We start from the raw sequence: 24,333 nt of genomic DNA, 5'->3' as shown, positions 1-24,333 counted from the left end.
ATACGAGGGTTTGATCAAAAGCTTAAAGTTAAAATTTTAAATCTTTAATAACAACGGATTACAATCAAAATGGATGTCAAAATAGAGACAAGTTGGAAACAAAGATTGGAAAATGAATTCCAAAAACCTTATTTCTTGAATCTGGCTGAATTTATAAGGAATGAATATCAAAACCATCAAATTTTCCCAAAGGGAAAAGAGATTTTCAATGCTTTCAGCCATTGTAGTTTTGAGAAAACCAAAGTGGTAATTTTAGGCCAGGATCCTTATCATGGTCCAGGCCAGGCACATGGACTTTCATTTTCCGTTAGGGAAGGGGTACCTTTTCCGCCTAGTTTGGTGAACATTTTTAAGGAAATCAACAGGGATTTGGGATTATCCATGCCTTCCAATGGAGACCTTTCCCGTTGGGCAGATCAGGGGGTATTGCTTCTCAATGCTACCCTGACAGTAAGAGCGCATCAGGCGGGTTCCCACCAAAACATGGGTTGGGAAACTTTCACAGATGCTGTGATACAGAAATTAGCCCATGAGAAAGAAAATCTGGTTTTTATGCTTTGGGGTGCCTACGCCCAAAAGAAGGCAGCTTTTATTTCAGAGGACAAACACCTCAAACTTCATGCACCTCACCCTTCTCCACTTTCTGCCCATCGTGGGTTTCTGGGCTGTGGCCATTTTTCAAAAGCAAATACTTATCTTTCCGAAAAGGGATTGGCAAAGATTAAATGGTAATAAAAAATGCCCCACAGCTTATTCTGTGGGGCATTTTTTAATTTATACCGTTGAAGAACCTGCTCCAGCGGATTTTACTGAACATGGATTTGTGCTTGTCAAGAGAAAGCCACAAAAACCAGGCCTTGCCTACTATATGGTCTTCGGGAACGAAGCCCCAGTATCTAGAATCCAAGGAATCATGACGGTTATCTCCCATCATAAAGTAATAATCCTGTTTGAAAGTGTAAGTTTCTACTATTTGACCATCGATATAGAGCTGATTGTCACGGACTTCTACATTGGAATGTCCTTCAAATTTTTCAATTGTAAAAGAGTACTTTGCGATATTATCGGCATCCATGGTTATTGTCCAACCTTTAGCAGGAATTTTTAAAGGGCCAAAATTGTCCTTATTCCATCCAAAATAAGCCCCATCGGGAAAAATCCTGGGATCCCCCATTTCTTCTCTTTCGGCACGCATAATGACATTACCAATTGCCGGAGATTTCCTCAATCTATCGGCGGTCTCTTCAGTGGTCATCACAAGATAACCTGAGCCATTAGAAAAAGTCATGAATCCTTCCGGATTGATTCCATAATCACTAAAAAAATCTGCACTGAGATTTCTGCTGGTCATAACATCATAGGAAAACTGAATACCTTCAGGTTTGTAGGCTGGTTCACCGTTGACAAAGACATTGGTCATTACAATTTCAATCTCGTCCCCTGGAATTGCCACGGCCCTTTTGATGTAATTGGTCTTCAGGTCTACCGGAAATTCAAATTCTGAAGGGTAATTGAAAACTACTACATCATTTCTCTTTACAGAAGAAAATCCAGGCAATCTGAAATAGGGTAGCTGTATCCAGTCAACATAAGAATTGGTTTCTGTACCCCAAATTTTCTGATGTGTTAAAGGTATCTGAAGGGGAGTCCTGGGAATTCTTGTTCCATAATGCATTTTGCTTACAAATAGAAAATCACCAACAAGTAGCGATTTTTCCATAGAAGCTGTAGGGATTGTAAAAGGTTCTAATAAGAGCCATCGTATGAGAGATGCAGCAATTACTGCAAATACCAAAGCATCGAGCCATTCTCTTAAGGCTGATTTTTTCTTTTTTTCTACTTTCATTTCACTCAAAAATTTTAGAAAGATAGGAAATCATCCATTGATAATACACCTTTTTTATCTTTTATCCATTCTGCCACTAAAACTGCGCCAAGGGCGAATCCTTTGCGGCTATGGGCAGTATGGCTTATTTCAATATCGTCTATTTCAGATTGATAGCGTATAATATGGGTACCTGGAGCAGGGTCTATACGCTTAGAAGTGATCAGTACATCATGTTCATTTACGTTCAGCTCACCGGACAGTTTCCAGTCTGTATAATTGGAATTGGACTGGATAATCCCCTCGGCAAGGGTTATGGCAGTACCGCTTGGAGCATCTTTCTTTTCGGTATGGTGGATCTCCTCCAAACTTACTTTGTAATCATTTTGGTCTTTCATCAAAGAAGCTAAAAACTTATTGACTTTGAAAAACACGTTAACTCCAATGCTATAATTGGAAGCATAGAAAAATGCAGTGTTTTTTTCCAAAGCCAAGGCCGCAATGGCAGGTTTTTTATCCAACCATCCCGTGGTGCCTGAGACTACTGGAATGCCTTTGTTGATCGCCCAACTGATATTTTCAAAAGCAGCATCAGGTTGGCTAAACTCTATGGCTACATCTATTTCTTCAGGAATTAAACTGTCCAGTTCTTGTATGTTGTCAATGTTGATTTTAGCTACGATGTAATGTCCTCTGGACTCGGCGATTTCGCCGATTATTTTGCCCATTTTACCATAGCCTAATAAGAGTATATTCATGTCAGAAATTTATTTTCATAGATAATCCAAATATAGAACCTCCAGCTGTTAAGGTTTCAAAACTTGGTTCAAAACGGAAACTTAAATCATCACTCACATCAAAAGAGGAAAGGTGGGCATCCACCTGTGCATCGATGATGTTCAGTGCATAGATACCGATGAATAAGAAATAATTCAAGTCCCTATTTCTCCTCCAAAAATTGACCTGTCTTACCAGCCCATCCCTATTCAGGTTAGGAAAGTCATTAGGTTCTTGCCTATCCAATTGGAAAAGCGCTTGTTTTAAGGCTTTATACCGGCGGTCATTGAAATCTATAAAATAGATATTGGTAGCAAAACCTCCATAGAGTATTGGTACTTTCCATGCTTTTCCATTATAAATCTGACCTGCTCCAGGGACAATTGCTGAAAGAATTGTTGCTTTTTTGGGGTCTTTGTAACCTTCGGGACGGAGGTTGATTGTAATGGTATCTGTCTTTATTTGCTGGGAGAAACTATCTAATGGTACAGTTGTCAATAAAATAAAAACAGCAATGAGACTTTTCAGTATCATTGCTCTTTTTAAAAATTGTTTTTTTGGATGGTTAGCTGCCGTAATCAAGGCTTTAAATTATGTCCAAAATTTCAAGAATTCTGTTAAGATCATCAGCAGATTGAAAAGGGATTTTGATTTCCCCTTTATTTTTGCCATCTGCTTTGAGTTGTACCTTGGTTCCAAAATGAGAGGCCAGTCTTTGTTGGATTTTACCTATTTCGTACTTTTTTACTGGATCCAATCCCTGGATTTTTGAAGCCGGTTTCTCTTCGGGTCCTTCATTCAGTGCTTTTACTAAGGCTTCTACCTTACGAACACTCAGTTCTTCGGCTATGGTCCTTTTGTATATATCCAATTGTTTGTCAATATCCTCAACATTGATAATTGCCCTGGCATGTCCCATGGTAATGAGATTGTCACGAAGCCCGGCCTGAATATCCGGGGGCAACTTCAATAACCGGAGGTAGTTATTGACAGTGGTTCTGTTTTTCCCTACTCTTTCCCCAAGCTGTTCTTGTTTGAGGTTACATTCAGCCAATAACCTTTGATAGGAATGCGCAATTTCAAGCGAATTCAGATTTTCCCGCTGAATATTCTCAATAAGCGCCATCTCCAACATTTGTTGGTCATTGGCTGTCCTTACATAGGCAGGTACTTTTTCCAGCCCTGCCATTTTGGAAGCCTGGAATCTCCTTTCACCGGAGATCAATTGGTATTCTCCATCAGCTAGTTTCCGGACAGTGATGGGTTGTATGATTCCCTGCACTTTAATGGAATCGGACAATTCCTGTAAGGCTTCTTTGTCAAAATGCGTTCTTGGTTGAAAAGGATTGACCTGGATTTCCGACAAAGGGATTTCATAAATTCCGACTGCCGGTGCAGCAATTAATTCATCCTGTCCTTTCCCTTTTTGTGGAGAATCCTGAAGCAAAGCTCCCAACCCTCTTCCAAGTGCATTCTTTTTTATTATAGGTTTTTTGTCCGCCATAATATCTTCTTCAGTTTACTCTTTCCATCCCATTTTTTGTCGCAATCTCATTGGCCAGATTGAGATAAGACAAGGCTCCTTTTCCTTCCGCATCAAAAGCAATTACAGGAAGTCCGAAGCTTGGGGATTCGCTCAATTTGACATTCCTGGGGATTATCGTGTCAAAAACAAGGTTTTTAAAATGCATTTTGACTTCGTCCACTACTTGGTTGCTCAGCCTTAATCTGACATCGTACATGGTCAGAAGTATACCTTCGATTTCCAGATTGGGGTTCAGCCTTGTCTGAATAATTTTGATGGTGTTGAGCAATTTTCCAAGACCTTCCAGGGCAAAATATTCGCATTGTACTGGTATGATGACGGAATCTGCAGCAGTCAAGGCATTGATGGTAATAAGACCAAGAGAAGGTGAACAATCAATTATGACAAAGTCATAATTGTCCTTAATTTTAGAAATCACCCCTCTCATTTTCTCTTCCCTGTTTTCCAAGTTGATCATTTCTACTTCAGCGCCCACCAAGTCAATATGGGAAGGTACTAAGTCCAGGTTATCGATTTCTGTTTTTAGGATAATCGACTCAATATCTGTGCCGTCCACCATGCATTCATAAATGCTGGTGTCAATATTTTTTGGATCATGTCCCAAGCCTGATGTGGTGTTGGCCTGAGGATCAGCATCAATGACCAAAGTTTTAAATTCCAAAACTGCCAAACTGGCAGCCAAATTCATCGCGGTAGTGGTTTTTCCAACTCCACCTTTTTGGTTCGCAATGGCAATAACTTTTCCCATTTTATTATTTAAAGGGTGATTGAATCTCCAATATTAAGTAAAATCAATTCTTTTCCTGCCCTCTCCGCAGCTTTTTTTGCTTTATCCAGATCTATCTCTATATAAGGAAAAGTATCATAATGCATGGCAACAATCTTTTTTGTTCCCACGAAATCTGCTGCTTTGATGGCATCGTCAATACCCATTGTGAAATTATCACCAATAGGAAGGAAAGCAAAATCAATATTAAATTGCTCTCCAATGAGTTTCATGTCAAAGGTAAGTGCAGTATCACCAGCATAGTAGAAACAGCCTTTTTCATGTTTAACTACAAAGCCACCGGGGTTACCACCCGAACTTCCATCAGGTAGGGTGCTGCTATGGACTGCATTTACATATTTAACTTTTCCAAAATCAAAAACTTTGCTTCCTCCATGGTTCATAGGGTGGTATTTTTCCACTCCTTTTTGAGCAAACCAGACTGCAATTTCATAATTGGAAACCAAAGTGGCATTTGATGCTTTTGCAATTTTTTCTGCATCTGCTACATGGTCTTCATGTCCGTGACTAAGCAAAATATAGTCTGCTTTGATTTTGGAAATGTCAATATGGCTTGCTTTTCCATTAGGACTTATAAAAGGATCAAATAATATATTCTTGCTCCCAATTTTCACCAAAAAGGAAGAATGTCCGTAAAAGGTAATTTCAATCATGGTGCTTTCGGTCTTTCATTTTCTCAGCTTACAAATATAGGATTTAAATCCAGTCCTAAAACGAAATATTTTCCACAATGCCTTGTGGATATTTTTAAAAAAATGAATTTATACTAATTAATTCTACTTGAACCATTTAAATATCCATTGTGCTTTCAAAAAAAAAGCTGTCCACAAATCTTGGGACAGCTTTTTAAAAATTTATCAGTCTTTTTTCTTTTTATTGGCTTCAGCAACTTTCATGGCTTCCTCCAACTTTTGCTGAAACTTGGATTTCTTTTTGTTGACATTTTTCTTTCTATAGTCCTCAATTTTTTCCCGGATTTTGGAATCATCCACAAATAGTTTAATCAATGCTTGCTGACCAAAAGTAACCATGTTGGATACAAAATAGTAGAAGCTTAATGCAGCAGGGAATGAGTTGAGTACAAACATGAATACCACAGGCATGATGTAGCCTAAGTTTTTCATTGGGCCAGTTTGGGCAGTCAACTGATTGTTGAAATGGGTATAGGCAATCTGCGATACCGTCATCAACAATGTAAACATACTCACATGGGCTCCATAGAAAGGAATGGTAAAAGGAAGTCTTACAAAGGCATCATAGGTGGAAAGGTCATGTGCCCATAAGAAAGCTTCTTGTCTCAATTCAATTGAATTTGGAAAGAAGAAGAACATGGCAAACAGGAATGGCATTTGCAGCAACATAGGCAGACATCCTGAAATTGGACTTACACCAAGTTGCCCAAACAGCTTCATTTGTTCCTGCTGCATTTTGGTAGGATCGTCACCATACTTTTCTTTCAGTTCATCTATTTCTGGTTTGATTACCCTCATTTTGGCCATGCCTATATAAGACTTATAAGTAAGAGGGAAGAGGGCCAATTTGATAATCAAAACAATCAGAATGATGATTATTCCATAATTGTTGAAATACTTTTCCAAAAACTGGAACAAATTTACTATGATGTATTTATTGACCCAGCTTACAAAGAAATAACCCATGTCTACATTGTTTTCAAAACCAGGGGTAATCTTTTTTAGGATATTGTAATTGTTAGGGCCAAAGAAATAGGTCAATTCTGCTTTTCCATTTTCTAATGGTAATAGCATATTTGCCTTCATGTTTTTGATCGAAAGGGTGTCCGATGGAGTCTCTTGTCTCAGGCTGACATTATTGAATTGATTTCCTGCAATTACAGCTGAAGTGAAAAATCTTTGGCTGAAACTGACCCATTTGACCGGTTCTTTAACATCTGCCTCATCTGAGGAAGAAGTTAGGCTAAGATCATCATGGGAACCTGCCGCAGTGAAAAAATTAATGTTTGTTTTTCTTCTTGACTCCTCGATGTCTTCTTCCTGTCTTTGTAGTCTGTCATCCCAGAAAATTTGGATCTGATTTTCTTTCAAACTACTTCCAATTCCAGATAATTCGAGGTATTTTCCTAAAGTATATTGCCCTTCTTTTAACTCGTAAGTTCTTGTAATTCTGGCATTTCCAGCCTGAGCTGTGAACGTTAAGATAGTTGATTTTACCCCTTCAGTTTCGGAGCTTGAAAGTGTCGGATTAAAGTAAAATTGATTGAGGCTTAAAGTTCCTTTATCAGTTTCAATGGAATAATTCAGGTCCGAACTTTTTTCATCCAGAACAAGCAGTGGCCTTTGGTCCCAGGTTTTGTATTCCTTGAGTTCTACTCTGGATATTTCTGCTCCTTTTGTTGAAAAAGTAACAATAATTTTGTCATTTTCCAGAGTTACAGACTCTTCAGTTCCCCTGGTCATAGGAGCGAAAATACCGAATTGCCTTTGGGCAATGAGGTCCTGAATACTGTCAGGTTCTGCAGTTAATTGGATTAAAATATCCTCAGCTGTTTCTTCTGCCTCAATTTGAGAAGATACAGTAATTTGAGGGTTTTCTTCTTTTGGCGGTTCCGGTGTAGTCGCAAAGAAAATTGAATACACCAGCAATACTACTGCGAAAAGGATCAATCCCGTCGCTTGGTTTCTATCCATACTGTCAACTTTAATAGTCCTTCAAAAATCAAAGGTAACTCAAAGATAATAGGAATGTCCTATTTTGACTTTGGGTTACCTATCGGTTTTGAGGGCCGAAATATTACTTTATTTTTTTATTTTCCAATGTCGCCGAAATAAACCTCACAAATAATGGATGTGGGTTCAGGACGGTGCTTTTGTATTCTGGGTGGAATTGAACCCCCACAAACCATGGATGGTCCTTTATTTCCATGATTTCCACTAGGTCAGTATCTGGATTGAATCCTGTCGGCATCATTCCATTTTCTTCAAATTGCTTTAGAAAATGGTTGTTGAACTCATATCTATGCCTATGTCTTTCCTGAATTTTTTGCTTCCCATATGCCTGAGATGCTTTACTTCCCTTTTTCAATTCGCAAGGGTAGGAGCCCAATCTCATGGTTCCTCCCATCAACTCCAGATTTTTCTGTTCTTCCATCAGCGCTATAACCGGATGTGGAGTGAAAGAATCCATTTCTGTACTATTGGCGTCAATTAGACCCAATACATTTCTGGCATATTCAATAACTGCTACCTGCATTCCCAAACAGATTCCAAAGAAAGGAATATTGTTTTCGCGGGCAAATTTAACAGTTTCTATCTTACCTTCAAGCCCTCTTTCACCAAAGCCAGGTGCAACCAGGATCCCATCCATGCTTTCCAGCTTTTTAGCGATGTTTTCTGAGTTGATTTCCTCAGAAGAAATGAGGTGTAGGTGTACTTTGCACTCTACTGCTGCACCTGCATGCACAAAAGCCTCAATTATGGATTTGTAAGCATCAGGTAAGGATACGTATTTTCCTACCAAGGCTATATTTGTTTCTTGGGTGGGGTTTTTAAGTCTTCCCAGGAAATCCTTCCATTGATCAAGCTCGGCTTTGTTCTTGGCATTGAGTTTCAACTTGGACATCACCCGCTCATCAAGTTTTTCCTTTTTCATCAAAAGAGGAACATCGTAGATCGTTTCAGCGTCCATTGCTTCAATAACACTGTTTAGCTCAACGTTGCAGAATAGGGAAAGTTTTTTCTTCACCTCCAAAGGAAGAGGGTGCTCAGTCCTACATACCAAAATATCAGGTTGGATACCCGCCTCTAACAATTGCTTTACAGAATGCTGGGTAGGTTTAGTCTTTAGTTCTTTAGCGGCTGCCAAATATGGTATTAATGTAAGATGTACAACAAGGAAGTTGTTGGCTCCGATTTCCCACTTGGCCTGTCTGACGGCCTCAATGAAGGGTAGAGATTCGATATCTCCGACACAGCCCCCAATCTCGGTAATGATGACGTCGTATTTTCCATCTTCACCCAATTTGAAAAAATTCCTTTTGATTTCATCCGTAATATGAGGGATAACCTGAACTGTTTTTCCAAGAAATTCTCCTTTTCTCTCTTTGGTGATGACATTGTTGTAAATTCTTCCTGTGGTCACATTGTTTGCCTGGGAAGTCGGCTTATTGAGAAATCGCTCATAATGTCCAAGATCCAGATCAGTTTCTGCCCCATCCTCAGTTACATAGCATTCTCCATGCTCATAAGGATTGAGGGTCCCTGGATCTATGTTCAGATAGGGGTCGAATTTTTGAATGGTCACACTGAAACCACGGGCTTGAAGTAATTTAGCCAAAGAGGCTGCAATGATCCCTTTTCCAAGAGAGGAGGTAACACCTCCGGTAATAAAGATGTATTTGGTGGATGAAGCCATAAGAATGGTAGGAAATTTTGTTTGAATTCTTATGGGATTCAAAGGTACGCTAAAAATTTGATTTGAGAGTTGAAATCTTAAAGGAAATTTTGGAGTAAGAATTGCCTGAATTTGTAAAGGAATTAATAATCAGCCAAAATAGGGGTTTTGTCATCGGCGATGTTTGACCTTACTTTAAAACATGATAGGCGAGTAGCTGCTGGACCTCATAGACATTCACTGATTTGTTGAATTGCTTCTTGATGCTTGGGTGCTGTTCACTTGAAATCCATATTTTCAATTCCGCATCCAAATCAAATGTACCTGCAGTCTCTACACTGAATCTTGAGATGCTTTTGTAAGAGATTGAGAGGAATTCGGTCTTACTGCCTGTTATCCCCTGAACATTTATCAAGATGAGTCTTTTATCTGTGAAAATGAAAGTATCTCTTATCAATTTAAATCCTAATTCGATGTTTTCTCCTTCGGTAAGTAATTTGCCGTACTTCTTTAACAATTCATCTGGATTTACCGCTCCTGCGTTTCCCATTAAAGCTGAAAATATTCCCATAGTAGATTTATTTGAGGCTTGCTTGATATTGAATGACAGAATTAATAGTTGGCCTTAATGTATTTCAATACCTTTTCCATTTCTCTTCTGATTTCAGAGGCTTTGTTGAGGTAGTTATTGTTCATAAAAGCAAATGCATAGAACTTTCCTGAATCTGACCGGAGTAATCCTACCAAAGAATGATTGTTGCTGATCGTACCTGTTTTGGCAAACACATAAGGTCTTGGAGCTGCATAATTGTTCTTCAAAGTGCCATTGATTCCGCCCTGAGGAAGCAACTGCATCAACTGGGCTCTGGGCATCAATTGGTCCAGTCTGGTCATTAGGGTAACCATACTTCTTGGTGTCACCAAGTTATGGCGTGAAAGACCGGAACCATCTACCCATTGGGGCTTGTCAGGAAAGTCTGCCATGTGGTTTTTCTTGATATAATCAATTGCCCTTTCACTGTTAAGTTCGCCAAATAAGGCATCTGAGACCATCATCAGGAGCTGTTCGGCCACGAAATTATCGCTTTCCTGTAAAACCTCTTTCCATAGGGGACTGAGGAGTCCTCCTTTATAGACTTTTGCGTGGGCAGGTGCTTTTCCTTTGACCAGACTGACAGGCTTACCCAGACTATGTTCCATTAATTTCAATTTGACTTCTGGTGTGGTAATAAATGGTAAGGTTGAAAATTGATTTACATAGAGTCCTGGATTATAATAAAAAATGTTAGAATTGAAATCCCTTTGAACGCCTCTTAATTCCCTATCACTTCTTGCCACCATAGAGCGGAACAAAGGAATGTCAGGGACGGGCGATTTATTGGTATTGGTGAAAGTCACAATATTTCCATACAAAGGAAAAGCAGATCTTTCCGGTGAATAAGAAAAATAGTAATCATCCCATTGCCATCCATATCCAAATGGAGTGTCATTCCAATTGTCAAGAGAAAAATTGATTTTTTTGTATGGCTTGAAGAACTCCTGAAGTTTTGGTTGGGGCAATGGCCGGTATTTCCATGATGGGTCACCGGATCCCCAGATGGTAATTTCTTCTCCATTGTTGACATAGCGGAAAGTGCGGGTACTGTCCTTTAAAACCAATACTGATGCATAAAAAGTCAATAACTTTGTAGTCGAGGCAGGGATGAAATTCATATGACTGTTTTTTTCATACATCACCCATTGACTGTCCAGATCATAGAGCATGAATCCTGTAAGGTGATTGTCAAAAAATGAATTTTCTCCCAAAAGATCATTTAAACCCTCAAATCTCCTCCTTGCATCATCTTCCTGAGAAAATCCGGAAAGAAATAGGAGCCAAAAAAAACTTATAAAAATCAATCTTAATTTCATGCTTTGTCAATATTTGCTGCCAGAATTATAAAAAACCAACCCAAAATAAAGGCCACTCCACCAAGGGGTGTAATTGCTCCAAGCCAAGAGATCCCGGTTAGGGATAGGATATACAACGAGCCTGAAAAAATAATAATACCTACCAAAAATGACCATAAGGCTGGTTTTAGCCATTTCCTATCCGGCTGGAATCCAGACCAAATTCCAACAGCCAACATGGCCAGGGCATGATAAAAATGATATTTAACTCCTGTTTCAAAAGTGTCGATTCTGCCATGACTCTCCAATAATGGCTGTAAACCATGTGCTCCAAATGCTCCTATACCTACTGCCAGCGCCCCTAAGAGCCCCGCCAATTGAATTAAACTCTTGTTTTTCATTTTAATTGTAGTTTCTCTCACCAAAAATTGCTGATCCGATCCTGACCATTGTACTTCCTTCTTCCTGAGCAATCAGATAATCCCCGCTCATGCCCATGGATAATACTTTCATGTCCACATTTCCGGATAAATCGAGGGCTTTCAGTTTCTCAAATAAACTCTTAAGACCAGCAAACTCCTTTCGGACCTTTGCTACATTTTCCGTATAAGTTGCCATTCCCATCAAACCAATAATTTTAATATTATTTAAGGCCTTAAGTTCCTCTGAATGTATTAAGTCCATCAATTCTTCTTCTGAAAAACCGAATTTTGATTCTTCTTCAGCAATATGAACCTGCAATAGACAAGAAATGATACGGTTATTTTTTTCCGCTTGTTTGTCGATTTCCTGCAATAATTTCAAAGAATCTACCCCGTGGATCAAAAATACAAACGGTGCAATGTACTTTACTTTGTTCCTTTGAAGGTGCCCGATCATGTGCCAGCGTATATCTTGGGGTAGTTGGGCGGCTTTATCTGTGAGCTCCTGGACTTTATTTTCCCCAAAATCCCTATGGCCTAAATCATAAATTTCACGGATGGAGGAAGCCGGATGGGTTTTGCTGACCGCAATCAACAGGCAATTTGTGTTGATGAATGTATTTTTTATAGAAAGAAGATTTTCTTTTAAAGGCATTCTTTAATTTTGGTTTGTTGAAACTCAAATTTCAGGTAAGCAAAGATATGGCGATAATAGGTACATTACTAAAAAAAGGTATCAGATTAAGAGAATCTCTTGAACAGGAATACAGCAATCCCATAGAACTTCAAAAGCAGGAACTGAAAAAATTGTTGATACAGGCAAAAGATACTGAATTTGGTAAAAAATACCGTTTTGACTTGATTTTAAAGGAATTCAAAAAGCCGAATAAGGATTTTTACACTGCTTTTGCGTCTATGGTTCCTACCTACAATTATGAAAAAATTTATCATGAATGGTGGTATAGGCTCAAAGCAGGGGAGAAAAACATCACTTGGCCAGGGGCAATCAGGTGTTTTGCCCTTACCTCAGGTACTTCAGGAGCTTCCTCCAAATACATCCCCATTACAAGGGATATGGTAAAAGCCATCCGAAAAACAGGAGTTAGACAAATTTTGTCCCTTTCAAAATACGACTTACCAGACTCACTTTTTACCAAAGGAATCCTGATGTTGGGAGGAAGTACCGATCTGGATTTTAATGGGACTTATTTTTCAGGTGATCTTTCCGGTATCACAGCGGGAAGGCTTCCTGTCTGGTTTCAGCAGTTTTATAAACCAGGTAAGAAAATCTCCAAAAACAGGGATTGGGGAGAAAAAATTGAACAAATTGTTGAAATGGCACCAAAATGGGATATTGGTATAATTGTGGGTGTTCCTGCCTGGCTTCAGATTTTATTGGAGAGGATCATTGACCGTTATAAAGTCAAAACCATTCATGATATCTGGCCTAATCTTCAGATTTTTGTACATGGAGGAGTTTCCTTTGAGCCTTATAAAAAAGGATTTGAGCAACTTCTGGAAAAGCCACTTATTTATATGGAAACATATTTGGCTTCTGAGGGTTTCCTCGCTTTTCAGGCTTTGCCCAATAGGAGAACCATGCGACTTGTGTTGAACAATGGAATTTTCTATGAATTTATACCTTTCAATGAGGGTAATTTCGATGAAAATGGAGAATTGAAACCCGATGCCCAAATCCTCAAAATTGATGAAATCAAAGAAGGAGAAGATTATGCCATATTGATAAGTACCTGTGCCGGTGCGTGGCGCTATCAGATAGGGGATGTAATACGCTTTGAATCAAAGGCTGAAAATGAGATCCTGATCACCGGTAGGACCAAGCATTTTCTAAGTCTTTGTGGAGAGCATCTTTCTATGGACAATATGAACAGGGCGATTGAATTGGTTTCCAAAGAAATGAATCTGAATATCAGGGAGTTTACTGTGGTAGGTTTGCCGGATGGCACACTATTCCGACATCATTGGTTCGTGGGCACAGATGATAATGTTGATCCACAATTACTGATGGATAGAATAGATGCCCATCTCAAAGACCTGAATGATGATTACATCACAGAGAGAAAACATGCATTGAAAAGGGTGTCCTGCACTGTTGTTTCACCAAAGCTATTTTACTATTGGATGCGGGAGCAGGGCAAAGAGGGAGGACAGAATAAGTTTCCAAGGGTACTAAAAGGAGATAAAATGAATCAGTGGATGGATTTTCTTAAATCCCAGCAAGTAAATCTATGATTCAGGCATTGATTGAAGGAGTTTATATGGGGCTATTGCTTTCAGCCATGATAGGACCTGTATTTTTTTCCCTCATCCAAAATAGTCTGGAGTCAGGATTTAAGTATGCCATGATCATGGCATTGGGGATTTTATCAAGTGATTTCTTGTATGTTCTTATCACTTATTTCGGGATAAATTTTCTCTCGGGATTTCCAAATTTTGAATGGTATCTGTCCATCTTCGGTGGAGTAATATTAATCGGTTTTGGTATTTCCAATTTTTTTAAAAAGATAGTGGAAAGGCCATCAACAGGAGGTATACCCTTTAAGCTTTTGAAAAAAAGGACTGCATTTCTCAAAGGTTTTAGCATTAATGGGATCAACCCTTTTGTACTGTTATTTTGGATTTCCATAGCAGGACTGGTTGCTATCAATGAAAGTTTTGATAAAATTGATATTTCAGCTTACTATTTTGGGATTCTCGGGACGGTTTTTTGTTTTGATCTGATCAAAGCATTTGTGGCAAAAAAATTAAAACGGATGATCGGCCCAAAAGTCATGTTGGTTTTGAATAGGGGAGTAGGAGTTCTGTTACTGTTATATGGAGTAAGGCTGTTTTGGCATGCATTTAATTTGTAGTCAGGGCTTTGCATTTTGATTTTTTAATGGTCGGTTAAATGGCTTTTCCGGCTTTCAAACTACCATTCAATTCCTTACCTTTGTGAATCTAAAAAAGGCTTCAAAAAACAGCACATGATCCTCTTTTTCCAATCCCCTCAAGGCCAAATTTACGCAGTACAGGCCAAACATTCCCTTAATCAAGAAAATATAGAAAAACTGGTTTGGCTTTTTGGCCAATCCAAACCCCTTCAAACTGAAAAAGTAGAGGGTAAATTTGCAGGCCCAAGAAAAGAAATGATTACTCCTTGGTCCACCAATGCAGTCGAAATTACCCTAAATATGGGAATTAATGGGATTCTTAGAATAGAGGAATATTATCCTCTTTCTGAAGGAGAAAAAATAGATCCCATGCTGCAGAAAGTTTATGAGGGATTGGACCAGGATATATTTGATATCCATTTGCAGCCAGAGCCCATTATTCCTGTCACCAATATCAGAGAATATAATCAAAAAGAAGGTCTCGCTCTTTCAGATGAAGAGATCGATTACCTTGAAGGAGTAAGCAAACAGTTGGGAAGATCATTGACTGATTCGGAAGTATTTGGTTTCAGTCAGGTCAATTCAGAGCATTGCCGGCATAAAATTTTTAATGGCACCTTTCTTATCAATGGGGAGGAAAAAGAAAAGACTCTTTTTCAACTGATCAAAGAAACTTCCAAAAGGCATCCCAATAGAATTGTATCTGCCTACAAAGACAATGTAGCATTTATTGATGGACCAAAAGCACAGCAATTTGCTCCAAAGACTCAGGATAAACCAGACTTCTTCCAACCTGAAACAATCGAAACTGTAATATCCTTAAAAGCTGAAACCCATAATTTTCCCACCACTGTGGAACCTTTCAATGGTGCTGCAACAGGCTCGGGAGGAGAAATCAGGGATAGATTGGCTGGTGGTACGGCGTCCATTCCTCTGGCAGGTACTGCTGTGTATATGACCTCTTATCCAAGATCAGAGAAGGGAAGAACCTGGGAGAAAAATCTTACTGAAAGGAAGTGGTTGTACCAAACACCTATGGATATCCTTATCAAAGCTTCCAATGGAGCAAGTGATTTTGGGAATAAGTTTGGTCAACCCTTAATATGTGGTTCTGTATTGACTTTTGAGCATGAAGAAGAGGGCAAAACTCATGGTTTTGATAAAGTTATAATGCTTGCAGGAGGTATTGGATTTACCAGAAAGGAATATGCTAAGAAAAATGACCCAGGCAAAGGTGATAAAATCATTGTGATGGGAGGCGATAATTACCGTATCGGTATGGGAGGTGGAGCTGTTTCTTCTGTTGCAACCGGTGAATTTTCCAATGCCATTGAATTGAATGCCATACAGCGATCCAATCCGGAAATGCAGAAGAGGGTTTCTAATGTGATCCGAGCCATGGCAGAAGCACATGATAATCCAATTATATCTATACATGATCACGGTGCCGGAGGACATTTGAACTGTCTTTCTGAATTGGTTGAAAGTACAGGCGGAACCATTCACCTGGACAAATTGCCTGTTGGAGATCCGACCCTTTCTGCTAAAGAAATCATTGGGAATGAATCCCAGGAAAGAATGGGATTGGTAGTGAAGGCAAAAGATGTAGAAACCCTTCAACGCATTGCTGAAAGGGAAAGAGCGCCTTTCTATGTAGTAGGAGAGACTACAGGTGATATGCATTTCAAGTTTGAAAACCAGCAAACCGGAGAAAAACCGGTGGATTGGGATTTGGCTTATATGTTTGGAAGCTCCCCAAAAACTGTCCTTGAAGATACCACACAACAAACGCAATATTCTGAGCCAAGCTATTCTGCTGATCAACTTAGAAACTATATACAGGATGTACTTCAGTTAGAAGCAGTGGCATGTAAGGATTGGTTGACCAATAAGGTGGACCGATCTGTAACTGGGCGAGTTGCCAAGCAGCAAACTACCGGTGAAATCCAGGTACCTCTCAATAATGTGGCTGTAATGGCATTGGATTTTACAGGACAGAAAGGAATTGCAACCTCTATTGGCCATGCACCGGTTGCAGCATTAGCCAATCCCGAAGCCGGTTCAAGATTGGCGATTGCTGAAGCATTGACCAACCTGGTTTGGGCTCCCATTTCTGGAGGTCTTGGTGGGGTTTCTCTTAGTGCCAACTGGATGTGGCCTGCAAAAAACCCTGGAGAAAATGATAGGTTGTACAGGGCAGTGGAAGCTATTTCAGATTTTGCTATTGAATTAGGTATTAACGTGCCAACCGGTAAAGATTCCCTTTCCATGACACAAAAATATCCGGATGGGAAAACCGTATACTCACCGGGTACTGTTATCATATCTACTGTCGCTGAATGTTCGGCACCAGCTATGGCCATATCTCCGGATCTGAAGCCAGTGGCTGGAAGCAAAATTTTTTACATAGACTTTTCAAAAGATGCAGCCAAGTTGGGAGGTTCAAGTTTTGCTCAGATTCTAAATGTCATAGGTAATGAAACTCCAGATATAAAAGACAGCCAATACTTCAGTACTGCCTTTATGGTAGTTCAGAAGTTAATTGAAAAAGGGGAGATCCTTGCAGGACATGATATTTCCTCTGGAGGGATGATCACTTCATTATTGGAAATGTGTTTCCCATCTAGCCAAGTAGGGTTGAAAGTTAAACTCGACCGATTGGAGGAAAAGGATCTGATAAAAGCCCTGTTCTCAGAAAATCCAGGTGTCTTGATCCAAGTGCAGCATATTGAAAGGACAATTGCAGTCCTTGAAAATTATGGTGTAAAATATACTTCTATTGCAGAAGTTACTTTGGACGGTAAGGTGGAACTACTTGGAGCTGATCTGACATTGGTTGTTTCTGAAATGAGAGATACCTGGTTCAGGTCTTCTTATTTAATGGACAGAAAACAAAGTGGAGAAAAACTTGCTTTGGACAGGTTCAATCATTATAAGATCCAGCCATTGCAATATCAATTTGGTACAAATTGGAAAGGAACTTTGGATGCATTCAGGATTGATCCTTACCGAAGGACTGCTTCTGGAAAGAGGGCAGCAATTATTCGGGAAAAGGGGGTCAACGGTGACAGAGAGATGGCCTATTCATTATGGTTGGCCGGTTTTGATGTAAAGGACGTGCATATGACCGACCTAATCACAGGAAGAGAAAACCTGGAAGATGTTCAGATGATTGTTTTCGTGGGCGGATTTTCAAATTCTGATGTATTGGGTTCTGCAAAAGGCTGGGCAGGTGCATTCCTATACAATGAAAAAGCAAAGCAGGCACTGGATAATTTCTATGCCAGAAAAGACACATTGAGCTTAGGTGTATGTAACGGCTGTCAGTTGATGGTGGAATTGGGTCTTGTGGCCTCTGAACACGATCAGCGTCCTAAAATGCTGCACAATGCCAGCCATAAATTTGAATCTTCATTTGTCAATGTTAGCATTCCTGAAAACAATACCGTGATGCTTAAAAGCCTTGCAGGTCAGCGTTTAGGGGTATGGATTGCACATGGGGAAGGTAAATTCCATTTGCCAAAGCCAAAAGACGCCTACCATATTGGCATGACTTATTCCTACGAAGCATATCCGGGTAATCCAAATGGATCAGATTATGCCGTGGCAGGTATTGCTTCAGCAGATGGCAGACATTTGGCCATTATGCCCCATATAGAGCGCTCTATCAAACCTTGGAACTGGCCCCATTATCCTTTGGAGAGAAAAAATGAAGAAATCACTCCTTGGTTGGAAGCATTTGTAAATGCTTTTAAATGGGTCGGTGAAAGGTAGGAAATGCTGGATTATGGAATTCGGGTTTCTAGAATAAGCTAAGGGAAATTTTTCTCGTCCTGAATGGATAAAGAAGAATTTACTTTATGTTGTTTACGGAGAGAGGGCTGAGATGAACAAAAAGAGGCTGTTCCTCAATTGGGACAGCCTCTTTTCATTTCAGTCAAATTTCATTTCGGGAATTTCACCTTCAACAACCAGTCGCCCTTCAGTTTTGGAACGGATTTCTTCAACACTAATCCCAGGGGCTCTTTCCAGAAGTTTGAATCCACCTTCAGGTAATACTTCTAATACAGCAAGGTCGCTGACAATTTTCTTTACACAACGGATGCCGGTGATAGGAAGGCTACATTTCTTTAAAAGCTTGGATTGACCATCTTTGCTACAGTGCTGCATGGCCACGATGATGTTTTCCGCAGATGCGACCAAGTCCATTGCTCCACCCATTCCTTTGACCATTTTAGCAGGTATTTTCCAATTGGCTATGTCACCGTTTTCGGAAACTTCCATGGCTCCTAAAATAGTAAGGTGCACATGTCCCCCACGGATCATACCAAATGATTCGGCAGAACTGAAAAGAGATGAACCCTTGACCATAGTGATGGTCTGCTTACCTGCATTGATCAGATCCGGATCAATCTGATCTTCAGTTGGAAAAGGACCTATACCTAACAGGCCGTTTTCGGATTGGAGGACTACGTCCAGGTTATCAGGGATATAATTGGCAACCAAAGTTGGGATACCAATACCAAGGTTGATATATTGTCCTTTTTTTACCTCTTTGGCTATTCTTTGGGCTATTTGGTTCTTGTTAAGCATGTTTTTGGGTTGTTTTTGTTCTACATCAACGCTCTCATGGTTAATGCTGCTCCTTAAGATTTTTGTTGTCAATTTCTTCTGTAATTACTCAGGTCCCTCCAAAAAACAATCACTTTATAATGAGCAAACACCTTTGTTTATTCTTTGGAATTAATGATTCTCCAAGACCTTGGTTTTTACAATTGAAATTTAAGACACGTTTATTTTATGACTTCCAGTTACTTGTTTTTCCTACCTTTTTTCCCTAATGGTTCTATGTTCAATCCTCTTTTCGTAATTTTTTCCTTGGAAAATTCTCTGAACGTAAATTCCTGGAGTATGTATCTGATTGGGATCCAATTCACCAGCTGGAACCAATTCTTCTACCTCTGCTATGGTGATCTTTCCTGCAGCTGCCATCATTGGGTTGAAATTCCTGGCTGTACCTTTGTATATCAGATTTCCTGCAGTGTCCCCTTTCCAGGCTTTTACTAGTGCGAAATCGGCCTTAAGCCATCTCTCCATCAGGTAAAGTTTTCCATCAAATTCCCTCACTTCTTTTCCTTCCGCTACTTCAGTTCCTACTCCGGCTGGTGTAAAGAATGCAGGAATACCTGCCCCACCGGCTCTGACCCTTTCAGCTAAAGTTCCTTGAGGGATCAGCTCAACCTCCAATTCACCCGAGAGCAATTGACGCTCGAATTCAGCATTTTCTCCAACATAGGAGGAGATCATTTTTTTGACCATACTTTTTTTCAGCATTAGTCCAATACCGAAATCATCCACTCCGGCATTGTTGGAAATACAGGTCAATCCATTAATATCTTTCTTAAGGAGTGCAGCTATGCAGTTTTCTGGAATTCCGGAAAGCCCAAATCCGCCAATCATAAGTACAGCACCTGAGGGGATATCCTTGATTGCTTCCTCGGCATTTGAAACAGTTTTATTGATCATATAAAGTTATTTTTGGGTTGATTTCAGGTTTGTAGAAGTTGGAGTGCCTCAGCTTTGTCTTTTTTTAATTGTTGTTTCAAAGCTTCCAATCCCGGGAATTTCATTTCAGGTCTCAAATAAGCTCTCAAGCGCACACAAATCCTTTTGTCGTAAAGATCCCCCTCAAAGTCGAATAAGTGAACTTCAATGGTTTGGCTATTTCCATTTACGGTAGGCCTTATACCAATGTTGAGCATTCCCTTGAATTCTTCCCCTTCTATATTGGCTGTGACAGCATAGGCCCCATCACAAGGAATAAGTTTGTAATCATGGGGAATATGGATATTAGCTGTTGGGAATCCAATAGACCGTCCTAACTGCTGCCCTTTGATGATGATGCCGTTTAGCTCGTATTCTCTCCCCAAATATTCATTGGCAATGTGGACGTTCCCTTCTTCCAATGCTTTTCTGATTTTGGTACTGGATATGCCAACATTGTCTACATCTTCTCTGGAAATCTCCTCTAAATCAAATCTATATTGGTCAATATGGCCTCTGAGGTATTCAAAACCACCTTCTCGGTTTTTCCCAAAACGATGGTCATAACCTATTACTAATTTACGGGTTTGAATGGTTTTAATAAGTATTTGTTGGATGAATTCTTCGGAACTGAGTTCTGAGAATTTTTTGGTGAAAGGAATAGTCAACAAATGATCAATTCCAAACTCCCTCAGCAATTTGGTTTTTTCTTCAAAGGTGCTGAGCAATCTGAGGTTATGTTCATTGGGATACAGTACAAGTCTGGGATGTGGCCAAAAAGTAATAAGTACCGTTTCCCCATCGATTTCTTCTGCCAAATCGCGGATTCTTTTGAGGATTTTTTGGTGTCCCAAATGAACCCCGTCAAATGTACCACTTGTAACTACCGGATTTTTGACCGGTCCAAAATGTTCAGTTCCCTCATATATTTTCATGGGGTCTCTCTTTGATTTCTTTAATCAATTCTTCGAGTTCTTTTGCTTCTTCTAACCTAAAATCGCCGATTCTGGTTCGGCATAGGGAAGACATATAAGCGCCAACATTCAAGATTTCACCCAAATCTCTTGCCAAGCTTCTGATGTAGGTGCCTTTGGAGCAGACAATTCTAAAGTGCACTTTAGGATTTTCAAAGGAGGTAATTTCGAAAGTTGATACCCTAACGGGCCTTGCCTCTAATTTTACCTCTGTGCCTTTCCTTGCTGCTTTATAAACCCTTTTTCCATCTACTTTGATTGCGGAGTGGCTTGGAGGTACCTGCATGATATCCCCACTGAGTTTTACAGCTGCAGCTTTTACATCTTCCAATGTGAGACTTGAGGGATCTGCAACATCAAATACTTCTCTTTCCAGATCAAAACTTTCTGTGGTTTTTCCAAGTACAAAGGTGCCTGTATATTCTTTTTCCTGACCCATATAGGTCTCAATGGACTTGGTTTTTTTGCCTGCACATACGATCAAAAGTCCCGTTGCCAATGGATCCAAAGTACCTGCATGGCCCACCTTCTTGATTTTAAGGGCATTTCTTATCTTTTTGACTACATCAAAAGAAGTCCACTCAATGGGTTTGTTGACCAAAAAGACTTCTCCGTAAGGTTCAATTTCCTGCATGTTATAAGTAAATGCCCGCGAATATGGCTATTAGGCCTACGATTGTACAATAAATAGCGAAATAGGTCAGTTTGCTTTTTCGCACCAAGGCAATCATCCAGGTACAGGCAAAATATCCTGAAACAAAGGCCGCTACGAAACCAGCAGACAAATATCCAAAGCTATCTCCATTATAGGTCAAAGCGCCATCAAGGATGTCTTTGGCTATTTTTCCCAAAATCAATGGGACCACCATCAGAAAAGAAAAGCGTGCTGCTTTGGTCTTATCTATTCCCAGAAGGACTGAGGTTGAAATAGTTGCCCCAGATCTGGATATCCCTGGTAGCATGGCAACAGCCTGGGACAGGCCAACCAGTAAAGCCTTTGGGAAATTTACCCCTTTTTCAGTGTTTTTAGCTTTATCGGCCAAAAACAGTAAGATAGCAGTTACCAGCAACATGCAACCTACAAATGTCACTTTACCTCCAAAGAACTGTTCAAGCTGTTCTTCGAAAAATAGTCCTATGATCACTGCAGGGATCATGGAAAGTACGATTTTTGCGGAAAACTGTGTTTCTTCATTCCATTTTAGTTTGGATAAGCCTACCAGAATTTCTGCTATATCTTTTCTGAATACCAATATCGTAGCCAATGCCGTTGCAAAGTGCAGTACCACTGTGAACAATAGACTTTCTTCGGGGATTTTTTGGCTGCCAAGAATTGCCGCCCCCAATTCTAAATGCCCACTAGAGGAAACTGGTAAAAACTCGGTCAATCCTTGGATTATTCCAAGGATGATCGCATCAAGGATTTCCATAAATTATTTGGACTCTGATTTTTTAAAGATTGCGTAAAACTGAAAAAGGAAACCTAACAATGTAATTAATGGGCCCAAAGTAAGACCTAGGAAACCAAAGCCATGGGGTTCTTTGTCCAAGCCAATTATTACAAAGCCCAAAACAATTATACCAAGGCCTATCAACATCAACCTGTAGTTGTGTTTTTCAAAAGGGAAGTTTGTATTTGCCATTTTTAATAAAGTTCGTCCAGTGACATGTTTAAATATTTATTTACAGCCTGTAAGGTACTGAACAAGGATAAAATAGCGCCTATAAGCACCAAAGCCCCAAACAGGAAGTAGAGTAAATTGTAATCCTGAAGCAGAGCAAAACCATCAATATTGGCTTTAGTGTATTCAATAATTACAAATAGCAATCCGGAAGCAATCAAACCTGCCAAAATCCCAAAAAAGAAAGCTCTGGCCAGGAATGGTTTTCTAATGAATCCTCGAGTGGCACCCACCAATTGCATGCTGCGTATGAGGAAGCGTTGGGAGAATAAAGCCAATTTGATGGTATTGTTGATCAGCATGACTACCGTAAAGATCAGAATGAGAATAAATCCTCCCATGACAATGGCAACCTTTGTCAGGTTTTGGTTGATTGAATCTACCAGGTCTGCCATGTAAGTAACTTCAAAAACTCCCTCTGTTTTTTTTATTTCTTCGACTATCTGCTGAATTTGCTCGGAAGTCTGATACGCTTCTGCAATGGATATTGTATAGCTGTCTCTCAAAGGATTATCGTCCAAAAACTTAGAGAAATCTTCTCCTGTATCCTCAAGAAAGACCTTTGCTGCCTCTTCCTGTGAAATAAATTTGATGCCGCTTTTATCCTCTTTTATCAGGACAAAGGGTTTGGCTTCTAATGCTTTTCCAATGGAATTGATTTGTGATTCTGTCAGGTTTTTGTTTAGAAAAACCTGAATTTCAATATTTTCTCTGATCAATGTGGTCAGGGTTTTTGCCTGAATCACAATGACTCCAAACAGTCCTACGATAAATAGGGAAAGGGTAGTACTGAAAAGTACAGAGAGAAATTTGAATCTTCCTAGCTTTGTTTTTTTTCTCGGATTTACCCTCATAATAGACTATAATTCTGTCAAAATTAAACAGCTTGGCCAATTTAACCAATCTTAGGACATGAAATTGACCTGAATAACTTTTTTACCTGTCACAGCAAAGACTTTGTCATGTTTTCCACAATCCACTTTGGCCAAGCCTGTAAATCTTCCAAAAGCAGGCAAAATAATCTGTTTTGGTGATACAAAGAAACAAGGTAAAGTGAGTTTCTGTCTTCCCTGTCCATATATTGTGACACCTGGATGGATATGTCCACATATGTTGACAATACCTTCTTTCAAATCGCTCAATGGTTCATGGGATAGGAGAATGCTTCCCATTTGCATAGTTTCTTCATGGACCTTCCATGATCCTGAACGGTAAAATTCTTCAGGGAGTAAATCATGATTCCCTTTGACCAGATGGAAATCCTGTTGATTGAATTCTGACCGAAAAGCTTCCAGGTCTAACCATGAACTGTTGAAATCGCTATGGAATAGATCTCCCAAAAAGATAACTGATTTCGGATGATAAGTTTCAGTAAGTTTCTTGATCTTAAGATAGTCTTCTAAATGTACCGTCTCTGGCACAGGAACCCCAGCTTTGCGGAAATGTGCTGCTTTGCCAAAATGTGGATCTGCTATCAACAAGGCCTTATAATCAGGAAGGTAAATAGCTTTCTCTGGCAAAAGGTAAAAACATATTGCCCCAATTTTACATGCCAAATAGTTGGAAACGCAATCTTTTTCCTTAACTGAATTATTTCCCATCATCACTGAAGTTCCATGTCTTT

The 24,333-nt window shown here is 39.6% G+C and carries 24 protein-coding genes; 4 read left to right on the top strand and 20 right to left on the bottom strand.

Annotated features, from left to right (window positions below; genetic code table 11):
* The first annotated feature begins 69 nt into the window (after positions 1–69).
* Positions 70–732, top strand: coding sequence for a uracil-DNA glycosylase (gene ung, locus CLV48_RS04345; protein WP_106565964.1), 663 nt, complete (start codon positions 70–72; stop codon positions 730–732).
* Positions 733–769: 37 nt separating this feature from the next.
* Here ung and lepB read toward each other — a convergent pair whose 3' ends face one another.
* The 12 genes from lepB to CLV48_RS04285 form a co-directional block, all read right to left on the bottom strand.
* A complete protein-coding gene (gene lepB, locus CLV48_RS04340; protein ID WP_106565963.1) occupies positions 770–1,846 on the bottom strand; it encodes a signal peptidase I in 1,077 nt (358 codons plus the stop codon).
* A gap of 14 nt (positions 1,847–1,860) precedes the next feature.
* Positions 1,861–2,583 carry a 4-hydroxy-tetrahydrodipicolinate reductase gene (dapB, locus tag CLV48_RS04335; protein ID WP_106565962.1) on the bottom strand — a complete coding sequence of 241 codons (723 nt, stop codon included), beginning with the start codon at positions 2,581–2,583 and terminating at the stop codon, positions 1,861–1,863.
* Between the two features lies 1 nt (position 2,584).
* Positions 2,585–3,136: a DUF5683 domain-containing protein gene (locus CLV48_RS04330; RefSeq protein ID WP_106566143.1), complete on the bottom strand. Its 552-nt coding sequence runs from the start codon at positions 3,134–3,136 to the stop codon at positions 2,585–2,587.
* A 52-nt stretch (positions 3,137–3,188) separates the two neighbouring features.
* On the bottom strand, positions 3,189–4,106 hold the full coding sequence (locus CLV48_RS04325) for a ParB/RepB/Spo0J family partition protein (protein WP_106565961.1): 918 nt from the start codon (positions 4,104–4,106) through the stop codon (positions 3,189–3,191).
* 10 nt (positions 4,107–4,116) lie between these two features.
* Positions 4,117–4,896 (bottom strand): ParA family protein, encoded by a 780-nt coding sequence (locus tag CLV48_RS04320; RefSeq protein WP_106565960.1) that lies wholly within the window; start codon positions 4,894–4,896, stop codon positions 4,117–4,119.
* A gap of 8 nt (positions 4,897–4,904) precedes the next feature.
* Complete coding sequence (locus CLV48_RS04315; RefSeq protein ID WP_211299882.1) at positions 4,905–5,588, bottom strand: metal-dependent hydrolase; 684 nt, start codon at positions 5,586–5,588, stop codon at positions 4,905–4,907.
* A 204-nt stretch (positions 5,589–5,792) separates the two neighbouring features.
* Complete coding sequence (yidC, locus tag CLV48_RS04310) at positions 5,793–7,601, bottom strand: membrane protein insertase YidC (RefSeq protein ID WP_106565959.1); 1,809 nt, start codon at positions 7,599–7,601, stop codon at positions 5,793–5,795.
* 103 nt (positions 7,602–7,704) lie between these two features.
* Complete coding sequence (locus CLV48_RS04305; protein WP_106566141.1) at positions 7,705–9,324, bottom strand: CTP synthase; 1,620 nt, start codon at positions 9,322–9,324, stop codon at positions 7,705–7,707.
* 169 nt (positions 9,325–9,493) lie between these two features.
* Entirely contained in the window at positions 9,494–9,874 is a 381-nt protein-coding gene (locus CLV48_RS04300) for a PH domain-containing protein (protein WP_106565958.1), read from the bottom strand.
* A 41-nt stretch (positions 9,875–9,915) separates the two neighbouring features.
* Positions 9,916–11,214 carry a D-alanyl-D-alanine carboxypeptidase gene (locus CLV48_RS04295; protein ID WP_106565957.1) on the bottom strand — a complete coding sequence of 433 codons (1,299 nt, stop codon included), beginning with the start codon at positions 11,212–11,214 and terminating at the stop codon, positions 9,916–9,918.
* Positions 11,211–11,594 carry a DUF423 domain-containing protein gene (locus CLV48_RS04290; RefSeq protein ID WP_106565956.1) on the bottom strand — a complete coding sequence of 128 codons (384 nt, stop codon included), beginning with the start codon at positions 11,592–11,594 and terminating at the stop codon, positions 11,211–11,213. Before CLV48_RS04290 ends, CLV48_RS04295 begins: the two co-directional genes overlap by 4 nt.
* A 1-nt stretch (position 11,595) precedes the next feature.
* Positions 11,596–12,270: a YggS family pyridoxal phosphate-dependent enzyme gene (locus tag CLV48_RS04285; RefSeq protein ID WP_106565955.1), complete on the bottom strand. Its 675-nt coding sequence runs from the start codon at positions 12,268–12,270 to the stop codon at positions 11,596–11,598.
* Positions 12,271–12,317: 47 nt separating this feature from the next.
* Between CLV48_RS04285 and CLV48_RS04280 the strand changes: the two genes are divergently transcribed.
* The 3 genes from CLV48_RS04280 (at position 12,318) to purL (ending at position 18,283) form a co-directional block, all read left to right on the top strand.
* Entirely contained in the window at positions 12,318–13,868 is a 1,551-nt protein-coding gene (locus CLV48_RS04280) for a GH3 family acyl-acid amido synthetase (protein ID WP_106566140.1), read from the top strand.
* Positions 13,865–14,488 (top strand): LysE family translocator, encoded by a 624-nt coding sequence (locus tag CLV48_RS04275; protein WP_106565954.1) that lies wholly within the window; start codon positions 13,865–13,867, stop codon positions 14,486–14,488. The genes CLV48_RS04280 and CLV48_RS04275 overlap by 4 nt, the downstream gene beginning before the upstream one ends.
* Positions 14,489–14,602: 114 nt before the next feature.
* Complete coding sequence (purL, locus tag CLV48_RS04270; protein WP_106565953.1) at positions 14,603–18,283, top strand: phosphoribosylformylglycinamidine synthase; 3,681 nt, start codon at positions 14,603–14,605, stop codon at positions 18,281–18,283.
* Between the two features lie 159 nt (positions 18,284–18,442).
* Here purL and CLV48_RS04265 read toward each other — a convergent pair whose 3' ends face one another.
* The 8 genes from CLV48_RS04265 to pdeM form a co-directional block, all read right to left on the bottom strand.
* Entirely contained in the window at positions 18,443–19,102 is a 660-nt protein-coding gene (locus CLV48_RS04265; RefSeq protein WP_106566139.1) for a 3-oxoacid CoA-transferase subunit B, read from the bottom strand.
* Between the two features lie 231 nt (positions 19,103–19,333).
* The gene (locus CLV48_RS04260; RefSeq protein ID WP_106565952.1) at positions 19,334–20,035 is read right to left on the bottom strand and encodes a CoA transferase subunit A; all 702 of its coding nucleotides are present in this window, start codon (positions 20,033–20,035) and stop codon (positions 19,334–19,336) included.
* 23 nt (positions 20,036–20,058) lie between these two features.
* Complete coding sequence (locus CLV48_RS04255) at positions 20,059–20,988, bottom strand: bifunctional riboflavin kinase/FAD synthetase (RefSeq protein WP_106565951.1); 930 nt, start codon at positions 20,986–20,988, stop codon at positions 20,059–20,061.
* On the bottom strand, positions 20,975–21,661 hold the full coding sequence (gene truB / locus CLV48_RS04250) for a tRNA pseudouridine(55) synthase TruB (RefSeq protein ID WP_106565950.1): 687 nt from the start codon (positions 21,659–21,661) through the stop codon (positions 20,975–20,977). The genes CLV48_RS04255 and truB overlap by 14 nt, the downstream gene beginning before the upstream one ends.
* 1 nt (position 21,662) lies before the next feature.
* Entirely contained in the window at positions 21,663–22,457 is a 795-nt protein-coding gene (locus CLV48_RS04245) for an undecaprenyl-diphosphate phosphatase (protein WP_106565949.1), read from the bottom strand.
* A 3-nt stretch (positions 22,458–22,460) separates the two neighbouring features.
* Positions 22,461–22,670, bottom strand: coding sequence for a DUF3098 domain-containing protein (locus CLV48_RS04240; RefSeq protein WP_106565948.1), 210 nt, complete (start codon positions 22,668–22,670; stop codon positions 22,461–22,463).
* Between the two features lie 2 nt (positions 22,671–22,672).
* Positions 22,673–23,563: a cell division protein FtsX gene (locus CLV48_RS04235; RefSeq protein ID WP_106565947.1), complete on the bottom strand. Its 891-nt coding sequence runs from the start codon at positions 23,561–23,563 to the stop codon at positions 22,673–22,675.
* 51 nt (positions 23,564–23,614) lie between these two features.
* Positions 23,615–24,313 (bottom strand): ligase-associated DNA damage response endonuclease PdeM, encoded by a 699-nt coding sequence (gene pdeM, locus CLV48_RS04230; protein WP_245889480.1) that lies wholly within the window; start codon positions 24,311–24,313, stop codon positions 23,615–23,617.
* Positions 24,314–24,333: the final 20 nt, after the last annotated feature.

The sequence above is a fragment of the Cecembia rubra genome (genome assembly GCF_003014575.1).
Lineage (GTDB): Bacteria > Bacteroidota > Bacteroidia > Cytophagales > Cyclobacteriaceae > Cecembia_A > Cecembia_A rubra.
Note: the sequence above shows the minus strand (reverse complement) of the source record. Positions and strands in the feature narration are given on the sequence as shown.

Excerpts from the sequence above, each read along its gene's own strand:
- ung (WP_106565964.1), top strand. The coding sequence starts at position 70 with ATGGATGTCAAAATAGAGACAAGTTGGAAACAAAGATTGGAAAATGAA.
- lepB (WP_106565963.1), bottom strand. The coding sequence starts at position 1,846 with ATGAAAGTAGAAAAAAAGAAAAAATCAGCCTTAAGAGAATGGCTCGAT.
- dapB (WP_106565962.1), bottom strand. The coding sequence starts at position 2,583 with ATGAATATACTCTTATTAGGCTATGGTAAAATGGGCAAAATAATCGGC.
- CLV48_RS04330 (WP_106566143.1), bottom strand. The coding sequence starts at position 3,136 with ATGATACTGAAAAGTCTCATTGCTGTTTTTATTTTATTGACAACTGTA.
- CLV48_RS04325 (WP_106565961.1), bottom strand. The coding sequence starts at position 4,106 with ATGGCGGACAAAAAACCTATAATAAAAAAGAATGCACTTGGAAGAGGG.
- CLV48_RS04320 (WP_106565960.1), bottom strand. The coding sequence starts at position 4,896 with ATGGGAAAAGTTATTGCCATTGCGAACCAAAAAGGTGGAGTTGGAAAA.
- CLV48_RS04315 (WP_211299882.1), bottom strand. The coding sequence starts at position 5,588 with ATGATTGAAATTACCTTTTACGGACATTCTTCCTTTTTGGTGAAAATT.
- yidC (WP_106565959.1), bottom strand. The coding sequence starts at position 7,601 with ATGGATAGAAACCAAGCGACGGGATTGATCCTTTTCGCAGTAGTATTG.
- CLV48_RS04305 (WP_106566141.1), bottom strand. The coding sequence starts at position 9,324 with ATGGCTTCATCCACCAAATACATCTTTATTACCGGAGGTGTTACCTCC.
- CLV48_RS04300 (WP_106565958.1), bottom strand. The coding sequence starts at position 9,874 with ATGGGAATATTTTCAGCTTTAATGGGAAACGCAGGAGCGGTAAATCCA.
- CLV48_RS04295 (WP_106565957.1), bottom strand. The coding sequence starts at position 11,214 with ATGAAATTAAGATTGATTTTTATAAGTTTTTTTTGGCTCCTATTTCTT.
- CLV48_RS04290 (WP_106565956.1), bottom strand. The coding sequence starts at position 11,594 with ATGAAAAACAAGAGTTTAATTCAATTGGCGGGGCTCTTAGGGGCGCTG.
- CLV48_RS04285 (WP_106565955.1), bottom strand. The coding sequence starts at position 12,270 with ATGCCTTTAAAAGAAAATCTTCTTTCTATAAAAAATACATTCATCAAC.
- CLV48_RS04280 (WP_106566140.1), top strand. The coding sequence starts at position 12,318 with ATGGCGATAATAGGTACATTACTAAAAAAAGGTATCAGATTAAGAGAA.
- CLV48_RS04275 (WP_106565954.1), top strand. The coding sequence starts at position 13,865 with ATGATTCAGGCATTGATTGAAGGAGTTTATATGGGGCTATTGCTTTCA.
- purL (WP_106565953.1), top strand. The coding sequence starts at position 14,603 with ATGATCCTCTTTTTCCAATCCCCTCAAGGCCAAATTTACGCAGTACAG.
- CLV48_RS04265 (WP_106566139.1), bottom strand. The coding sequence starts at position 19,102 with ATGCTTAACAAGAACCAAATAGCCCAAAGAATAGCCAAAGAGGTAAAA.
- CLV48_RS04260 (WP_106565952.1), bottom strand. The coding sequence starts at position 20,035 with ATGATCAATAAAACTGTTTCAAATGCCGAGGAAGCAATCAAGGATATC.
- CLV48_RS04255 (WP_106565951.1), bottom strand. The coding sequence starts at position 20,988 with ATGAAAATATATGAGGGAACTGAACATTTTGGACCGGTCAAAAATCCG.
- truB (WP_106565950.1), bottom strand. The coding sequence starts at position 21,661 with ATGCAGGAAATTGAACCTTACGGAGAAGTCTTTTTGGTCAACAAACCC.
- CLV48_RS04245 (WP_106565949.1), bottom strand. The coding sequence starts at position 22,457 with ATGGAAATCCTTGATGCGATCATCCTTGGAATAATCCAAGGATTGACC.
- CLV48_RS04240 (WP_106565948.1), bottom strand. The coding sequence starts at position 22,670 with ATGGCAAATACAAACTTCCCTTTTGAAAAACACAACTACAGGTTGATG.
- CLV48_RS04235 (WP_106565947.1), bottom strand. The coding sequence starts at position 23,563 with ATGAGGGTAAATCCGAGAAAAAAAACAAAGCTAGGAAGATTCAAATTT.
- pdeM (WP_245889480.1), bottom strand. The coding sequence starts at position 24,313 with ATGATGGGAAATAATTCAGTTAAGGAAAAAGATTGCGTTTCCAACTAT.